1 protein-coding gene is annotated in these 967 nt (G+C 75.5%); it reads left to right on the top strand.

All coding sequences use genetic code 11. The features are described from left to right. On the top strand, nucleotides 1-967 hold a 967-nt coding region (locus G3I40_RS31160; RefSeq protein ID WP_164305966.1), incomplete at both ends, for an ABC transporter ATP-binding protein.

The raw sequence follows: 967 nt of genomic DNA, 5'->3' as shown, positions 1-967 counted from the left end.
CGGACCGTTGCTGCTGGGCCGGATCGTCGACGCGGTGCGCGCGGGCACGTCCGTCGGGCACGTGGACCGGACGGCGGCGGTGATCCTGTGCTGCGCCCTCGCGCAGCTCGGGTTCGAGCGGTGGGCGCGACTGGTGGGGTTCCGGTTCGGGGAGCGGACCGCGGCGCGGGTGCGGGACCGGTTCGTGGACCGGGCGCTGGCACTGCCCGCGTCGGTGGTCGACCGCACCGGCCCCGGCGACCTGACCAACCGGGGCACGAACGACGTGGCGTCGGTGGCGGGCGCGCTGCGCGACGCGGGGCCCGACGTGTTCGTGTCACTGGCCCACGCCCTGTTCCTGGTCGGCGCGGTGTGGATCGTCAAGCCGCTGCTCGGCGCTCTCGCCCTGGTCTGCCTGACGGGCATCCCGGTCGCCGTCCGCTGGTATCTGCGCCGGGCCCGGGTTGCGTACCTCGCGCAGGGCGAGGCCGATTCGCAGCTCGCGGAGCACCTGGCGGCGACGGCGTCCGGCGCCCGTACGGTGGAGGCGTTCCGGCTGGAGCGGCGCCGGCGCGAGGAGTGCGAGCGGGCCGTCGGGCTCAGCCGCCGCACCCGTCTGCGGACGCTGTTCCTGCGCAGCGTCCTGTTCCCCTCGATCGACTTCTCGTACGTGCTGCCGGTCGTCGCGGTCCTCCTGGCGGGCGGCGCGCTGCACGCCCACGGCGCCATGGGCCTCGGCTCCGTCGTGACGTGCACGCTGTACCTGCGCCAACTGTCCGGGCCGCTCGACACGATCCTGTTCCGGGTGGAGCAACTGCAGGCCAGCGCGGCCTCGTTCGCGCGCGTGGAGGGCCTCGGCGGGGCGCCGCGCGCGCCGGAACACGACATGCGCGCCCCGGTCGGCGACGCCCTCGTGCTGCGCGCGGTGCACTACGCGTACGAGGGCGGCGCCGATGTCGTCCACGGCGTCGACCTGACCGTGCGTCCC

The sequence above is a fragment of the Streptomyces sp. SID14478 genome (genome assembly GCF_010548525.1).
Taxonomy (GTDB): Bacteria; Actinomycetota; Actinomycetes; order Streptomycetales; family Streptomycetaceae; genus Streptomyces.
Note: the sequence above shows the minus strand (reverse complement) of the source record. Positions and strands in the feature narration are given on the sequence as shown.